Genomic DNA, 6,792 nt, shown 5'->3' on the forward strand with positions numbered 1-6,792 from the left:
CAATCTGGCAGCTCCTACACCCTCAACGACTCCCGAATTCGTGATCAAACGACTCCCGAATCAGCAGTCAAAATCAGAGGTGGCCCATTAGGTGAGCTTGAATAGGTTCGCCAAGTCGCCGCCCTGCCGGAGACGCTGGATCTGCTGGCGGTAGTCGTCCCGCTGCTGCGTCGTGTGCGCACTAACCGGTTGCCCGGTGACGATGGCCCAGATCGCTGCGTTCAACGCCATGCGGGCGAGGTAGATGGCGAAGTCGGCGATGGTGGCGCACGCTGTCTCCGACAGGACACCGCCGTGGATGGCGGCGTTCCTGGTCCGCCTGAGCCTCTCCACCCTGTTGCCGACGTGCTTCATCTCCGCGTCGAATGTCGCTCCGAGCACCGCGCTGTCGGTCAGGAACCGATCCGTCTCGGCCAGCTGCCGAGCCAACGGGTGGCCAGCGTAGATCGTCTTGAGCGTGGACACGTGAGGCGGGGTCTTCAGCCTGTCGGTGCGCTCGCCGTACCCCGTGCGCACCGTGATGTCCTCCCGAATCACCCTCAGTTCAGTGGGGGTCGCCGCGCCCGGAGACCGATCGGGCCGGAGTTGCACTGCCGTGTACACGTCGTTCACCACACGGTTGGAGAGCGCCTCGACGGCATACCCGTCACCGAAATACTCGACCGCGAAGTCGTACCAGTTGCGACCAGGAGTCGGGGTCACCCAGGTGTTGGCATGCTCGATCGCGCGGACCGCGGCCATGACGATCGCCTCGGGATCCGACCGCGGTGCACTATCGAGCCCCTTTTCGAGGCGCAGCACCTTCTGCATCTCCTCGGCTGCCGCGGCCGTGATCACGTAGCCGTCGGCGGTCATCTCGCGCAACCGGGTCGTGACGTAGTCGTTCTGGTAGAAGACGGGTTCGGGTGGCGGTTCCTTCGGTCCCCATTCGGCGGGTATCCAGGGCGGCGGTGCTCCGACAGCGAAGAGCAGGTGCCCGCCGAGCACCCGCCACATGCCGTCGGGGACGCGGACTACGGCGAGAACCGTGTCCAGGTACGTCCGTGCGACGTCTGCCGCGCGATGGCGCTCGACGTTGCGGACCGTGATCCGTGCGTATGCGAGCTGCGGGTCGAACTGGAACCCCCGGTAGTCGTTTACCTCGTCCGACAGCTGCAACTCGCTGATGTCGTCGGTCAGCAGCTCCTCGGGCACGACGTCGAGCTGGCGTGCCCGCTCGTGGTCGGTGAGGGACCCGGCCAGGACCTGCGCGTCGTAGAACGTGACGTCGCCGTGGCGCACGCAGTCGATGGCGGGGATGAAGGCTGGGGAAATGCGGAACCAGACCACGTACTCGCCGGCGGGCGGCGGGCCTGTGACGATGCACCGCTCAGCGAGATCAGCGAGTTCGTCGTCGGTGAGCCCTGCGTTGGCATTCGGGTCGTATGGGCCGTTGTCGATCGGGTCACCCACCATCGCCCGCGCGTACCGGACACCACTCTCCGTGCCGAAGAGGACGTCCACGGCGGACCCCACGGGGCTGCCGAAGCCCCGCCCCTGCTTTCGGTACTCGCTCAAACCGATCACCGTGTCGCGCAGATACCTGATCCGCTCGTACGGGTACACGGTGTGGTCGACGTCGTCGCACGCCGCGACCAGATCCCGCCATGCGGCTACGAGGAGGTCGTCGTCTCCGAGGATCGCGGTGAGTGCCGCTGTCGCAGTGCCCACAACCGGCCGCTTGGTGTCATCGAAGCCCGCTCCGTTGACCAACAGATCGCCGGAGATCACCTGTTCGATCGCTCGGACCGGTCCATCGACGAGGTGGTTCAGTTCGGGTTCGATCCAGGTGCGTGCATCGGCGAGATCGACCACCAGCGAACGCCAATCGCGCTTGTTCCGCCCGTCGTGCGGCTGAGGGTCAGAACACGCCTCCGCGACCTCCGCAACGATGGCGGTCAGCGGCATGTGGCCGGAAGTACAGGTGACCAGCGGCTTCTGGTCGACGTGCTCGCGTAATTCCTCCAGCCACCGAGGGCGCTGTTCGTGCACCGTGACGATCTCGCCGGTCTTCGGTCAGGTCTCCGGAAGGTCGTGGGCGGCACCTTTTGGCACACCTCCGAGTCGCTCAAGACTCCCGAAGGCCGTGAACGCGCACGTGAGGTCGCCGAGTTCCTGGGTGATCCGGAGGGCAACGAAGTGGGCATCGTCGCGATCAAGACCCCCGTCGCTGAGGGTGCAGGCGACGCGGCGCGCGCAGCCTGTTTCCAGCAGGTCGGGAAGGCGTTGTGCGCTGGGGGAGGACTGCTGGCGGACGGCGGGGTGCACCTGATGATCCTCGAACAGCGGCGTATGCAGAGGAACCGCAGCTACGACACCAGCATCGTCAATGATCTGCGGAAGGGTGATGTGCTCTGCCGGCGCTGCCGCATGATCCAGGTGTCACCAAGCGCTGAACACCTGCTGTGGCTCCCCGACTTGGTCTCGTCGGCGGTCCGGCACCATCACCTGGGTCAGAAGGGGGACGTCGACCTGTACGCACCCCTAGCGCGCATCCTGTACGTGTCGAACTGCCCCTAGAAACAGAGCAGCCCCGGCGTGCCGTAGCTATAGACCGGGGCCAGACAGATCGTGGGGCTTACCTAGGTAGCCGCAGAATCCGTACCTTGCTCGCCATCGAGTATGCCACCCGCGCCTGGAGCATGTCCAGTTGCCGTGCATCAGACCTCGTCGCCTACGGGGTTATCTTCACAGTCACCGCATCAGCTCGGTAGCCGGTTTAGCCTGCGTCACCAGCCCGTTACCCGCAACAGACGGTGCCGGGCGCACTTACCGGTCAGACATTCCTCGGCCCACGCCGACAGTCGAGATCGTCGGTGAACTCGTCCACAGCCGTCTAGACGCACCCAGGGCAGCGGCCTGTTCTACGCCGTTAAGGCTCATCCACCACTCGCGAGGTCGCAGATCCGTTCCCGTATCCGAAGCCGGGATTCCGTCGAAATCGGCGTCGGGAGCCACGGATTCTGTGCTGTAGCGTCACATCAGGGGGGTGTGGTTCGGAGGGGGCTGGCATGGCTGATCTGCACGTCGATGTTGGGGGTCTGCGCGCCGCGGGCGCTAGCAGCGGTGCTCTCGCGGCGGACTTGACCGACGGAGCCGACGCAGGCACTGCCAGCACCACTCACGCCAGCGCGGCCGGTGTCGCAGCCATGGACGCCGCGATCACCTCGGTGCAGTCCCGCCACTCCAACCGTCTCACTGACCAGGCGGACGCACTGACCGCCAGCAGCGCCCACTACGAGTCCACCGACAACGGTGGCGGCCAGGCCATCACTTCGGTCTCCGTGTGAGCGCAGCGCCTACCGGTGCGGGCGAGGCGCTACCGTCCCTGGAGGAGATCGAGAACTGGCCCACGCAGCATCTGGACGACGCCGCCACCAGGTGGCGCGCGGCGGCCACCAAGTCAGTGGAGATGTTCGAGCAGCACCACCGCAACGTCGTCTCTCCCGCCGGCACTGAATGGCGGGGCCTTGGCAACGACGCCGCAGCGAGTCGCGCGGCCGGTGACCTCGCCGTGGTCCGCTACCACGCTGACGTGAAGCGTGAGTCGGCTGATCTGGCGGCGAGCGGGGCTACGGACATCAGCGCAGTGAAGCGGTTGGTGCTCGACGCCATCAACGACGCGGAAGACGACGGGTTCACGGTGAACCCCGACTTGTCGGTGACCGATGCCCGCACGTACGACATCAACACCATCCAGGACCGGAACAAGGCGGCGAAGGAACACGCGGATTTCATCCGGTTTCGAGCTCAGCAGCTCGTCGCCACGGACGCGCTCTTCGGTAGGCGTCTGGCGGCGAAAGCCGTTGAACTGCAAGGGATTAAGTTCGACGGTGAAGGTGGCGGCCATGGTGCCCACGTACAGCTGGTCGACAACAAGACCACGGCGTCCGGTGGTGACAAAGAGAAGCCGGGGGAGAAGCCGGGCGGCACGCGTCCACCCACTCTCGATGACATGTTCGGCCCTGCCACCGACGGGCAGACGGGCCACATCGGGCCGTTCGCGGTGCCCAAGGACGTCGCCGATGCGGCGAAGCATCCTGACGGGAAGCCGCCGGATAGCAACACCGGTGATCCGTCCGGGCTCGGGAGCCTGCTGGGCACCGATGACAGTCTGGAGCATAAGCCGGGGGATCCCACGGGCAGCGGCTTACCGCAGGTGCTTAGCCAGCTCTCGCCGGCACCAGATCGCGCGACGATCGACCGTCAGCAGGCGAAGGTCGCTGCCGCTGAGCGGGCGCTAACGGCTGCGCAGGCCAAGGCGGACGCGTCGGCGAGCGATGCGATCGTCCTGGGGCCGGGAGCTGGTCCCAGCCGAGATAGCACTGACGCGTTGGGGCAGGCGGTGTTCGATGCGCGCCGGGACCTGACTGAGCAGAGGCAGATCCTCATCGACCTGAACGCGTCCGCTGCCGCTCACGGGCAGGAGCAGGTACCGGTGCCGGCGCTGCCGGAGAACACCCAGGTGCAGGCGCCGACACCAGTGCCCCGCGAGAGTTTCATGGATGCGCAGCGGTGGACCAATCACTATCTCCATGAGGCCACCGGTGGTCTGGTGCCGGACCTCTTTCAGGACGCCCACACGGCCACCCACTGGAGCGAAGCGACACCCGCCGAACGCGCGCAGCTGATCGCCGACGCTGCCGGGGCGATACCGCTGCCGGGGATGAAGCTCGGTGCAGAAGGGCTCGAGCACCTGGCTGGTCCGGCGGCGGAGGCTCTCGCTCACGACGCACCGTCGGTCGTTGCCCACGGCGCACCTCCGATAGTGGCCCATGAGCTACACGCGGGCGGTGAACACGGCGGGACCGCACACACTGGGGATGTTCCAGTCAGCGGCGACCAGGGGCTGATCGGGCACGGCGGGGACGCGGCGCCGATTCAACTCGACCTCACCACTGATCACGCACGGGCACTTGGCATGGACCCCGCGACAGGCGGCTTCCGGGCTGCCGAGAGCGAGACGGGGCTTCGAGTCGAACAGGAACTCGGTGTGGACCTCAGTCGCGCCGGGCGGGGAGATGCGCATGACTGGGTCGATGCTGTTGGACGAACTTACGATGCTGTCGGAAACTTCCCGTCCAAGTTCTTCGACTCGCAGTGGCCCAATCTTCAGGGTCGAATTCTGGACCATCTGGAGAAAGCCGAGATCGTGCCGGTCGATGTATCGCAGTTCACCGCTGCGCAGCGTGAGGTCGTGCGCGAGTTCGTCGAGGGCCTACGAAATCCCAACGTTGTCATAGTAGGAGGCAAGTAGTGAGCGGCTTTGTTCGGTTCGCGGACGGTGACTGGTCCTGGAATTCGTCGATGACGCGAATCATGTTCGATTTGCTTGAGGATCGTCTGCCCGACGGTGAAAGCAAGGACGAGATCGTGGAGTTGCGCGACAACAACGTCTTGATGCTCGACCTGCGCGATCGTTCGCAGGATCAGCTCGTTGCGATCATCGTGAACGAGCTGAACGACTACCTCGCGCGGCGGTTCGACGCCGACGCACGCAAGGACTTCGAAAGCGGGTATTCCGAGTTGCGCCGGTTGGCGGCGGCGCAGCATCGCCGAAATCAGGAACAGCAGAGCGACGACGCGACCAGCGCATGATCACTGTGAGCACTGAGACGCTCACCGCGAACAGTTTCGACGAAGTGCCGCACTGAGATCGCAAGGGAAGGCTCCGACCATCAGCAACAGGTCTGCGGGAGGTTCGCCCAACTCCGGTGAGCACGATCCGCCACGGTACGAGTTCACGTTGACTCGTGACCGAGACGTTGTCGGTCAGCTCATTGACCATACGCTCATCTTGTCGGTCGAGGCGCAGACCGAACTCATCGGCCGGTACTCCGGATTGTCTTGGCGCGTTGACCTGTCCGAGCCGCCCGTGTTCTGGTTCGAGTGTGAGCCCGCGGCCGCGTTCCGGCCGCACTTCATCGGCTCCAGCTCGGCAGTCACCAACACGTGGCTGTGGGGGTGGGAGAACATCAACAAGTTCCCGGAACCAGTGGTGTCCCTCGCGAGGCATGTCCGCGAGGTCGGTGCGCGACTCGGGGCGGCCGAGCTGACGACCGCGTACCAGAACCTGCATCCCGCCGAACGCGTCTACGAGGGGCTGATCGCTCGCGGCATGCCCGAAGCCGTTTTCGTGTATTGCGCGCAAGCACTCTCGGAGCTGCCCGCCCCCGTCTACTACCGTGCCCCCAACGGGACCGGGCATTCTTGGTTCCTGCTCGACAATCCCAATGAGTTCTCGCTACCCGCACCGACCGTGGTGTCCGCAGCGGCGGCGATGATGCGTGCTCTGCAAACCGGGGACATTACGGACCACCGTCTGGCGGTCACTGCCTACGCCCAACGCCGACAAGGACTTTCGCTGCAGAGCGCCGGGACTGATCGTATGATCGTGGGGGCGCCCGACGGGCAAGTTGTGATCGGACTCGATGAGTTCGGGCGGATCGCGGAGATCGAGACCTGCGGGGGCTCGGTGTAGTCGGCCGGCATCGACCCGGACTCCTAGGAGTGCCGGACGTGCGGGTGGCCGCGCAGGCGGTGGCGGGGGACAAGCAGTAGAGCGCGGCGGTGGCGTGACGGTCGTAGTGCTGTGTGTGAGTGGCGGGCGCGTCGTCGACGCCACGTGACTGTGCGTCTGCACCTCACCTGGCTATGTTCGTGCGATGGCGGATAAGTGGCTCTTCGCAGTTGAGGGTGTAGAGGTCATCGGCGCGTCGTTGCCGGGATAGGGGTCGAGGTCTCTCGAAGATG

The 6,792-nt window shown here is 65.4% G+C and carries 6 protein-coding genes; 5 read left to right on the forward strand and 1 reads right to left on the reverse strand.

What is annotated here, in order from left to right; translation table 11 throughout:
* Nucleotides 1-87: 87 nt before the first annotated feature.
* Complete coding sequence (locus ACJH6H_RS29255; protein ID WP_406776335.1) at nt 88-2,031, reverse strand: hypothetical protein; 1,944 nt, start codon at nt 2,029-2,031, stop codon at nt 88-90.
* A 42-nt stretch (nt 2,032-2,073) separates the two neighbouring features.
* On the opposite strand from ACJH6H_RS29255, the gene ACJH6H_RS29260 reads away from it, so the two are divergent.
* The 5 genes from ACJH6H_RS29260 to ACJH6H_RS29280 all read left to right on the forward strand — a co-directional run bounded on the left by ACJH6H_RS29260 (nt 2,074) and on the right by ACJH6H_RS29280 (nt 6,520).
* The gene (locus ACJH6H_RS29260; RefSeq protein WP_406776336.1) at nt 2,074-2,559 is read left to right on the forward strand and encodes a hypothetical protein; all 486 of its coding nucleotides are present in this window, start codon (nt 2,074-2,076) and stop codon (nt 2,557-2,559) included.
* Between the two features lie 491 nt (nt 2,560-3,050).
* Nucleotides 3,051-3,329: a hypothetical protein gene (locus ACJH6H_RS29265; protein ID WP_406776337.1), complete on the forward strand. Its 279-nt coding sequence runs from the start codon at nt 3,051-3,053 to the stop codon at nt 3,327-3,329.
* Nucleotides 3,326-5,296: a hypothetical protein gene (locus ACJH6H_RS29270; RefSeq protein WP_406776338.1), complete on the forward strand. Its 1,971-nt coding sequence runs from the start codon at nt 3,326-3,328 to the stop codon at nt 5,294-5,296. The genes ACJH6H_RS29265 and ACJH6H_RS29270 overlap by 4 nt, the downstream gene beginning before the upstream one ends.
* 50 nt (nt 5,297-5,346) lie before the next feature.
* Nucleotides 5,347-5,637, forward strand: a complete 291-nt coding sequence (locus ACJH6H_RS29275; protein ID WP_406776339.1) for a hypothetical protein — start codon at nt 5,347-5,349, stop codon at nt 5,635-5,637.
* 148 nt (nt 5,638-5,785) lie between these two features.
* On the forward strand, nt 5,786-6,520 hold the full coding sequence (locus tag ACJH6H_RS29280) for a DUF6882 domain-containing protein (RefSeq protein WP_142239495.1): 735 nt from the start codon (nt 5,786-5,788) through the stop codon (nt 6,518-6,520).
* Nucleotides 6,521-6,792: the final 272 nt, after the last annotated feature.

Origin of the sequence: Mycobacterium sp. SMC-21 (assembly GCF_045310825.1) — a bacterium.
In the GTDB taxonomy this organism is placed as follows: domain Bacteria; phylum Actinomycetota; class Actinomycetes; order Mycobacteriales; family Mycobacteriaceae; genus Mycobacterium.

Bases quoted from the DNA above. Each gene is read 5' to 3' on its own strand.
- ACJH6H_RS29265 (WP_406776337.1), top strand. From the start codon at position 3,051: ATGGCTGATCTGCACGTCGATGTTGGGGGTCTGCGCGCCGCGGGCGCT.
- ACJH6H_RS29275 (WP_406776339.1), top strand. From the start codon at position 5,347: ATGACGCGAATCATGTTCGATTTGCTTGAGGATCGTCTGCCCGACGGT.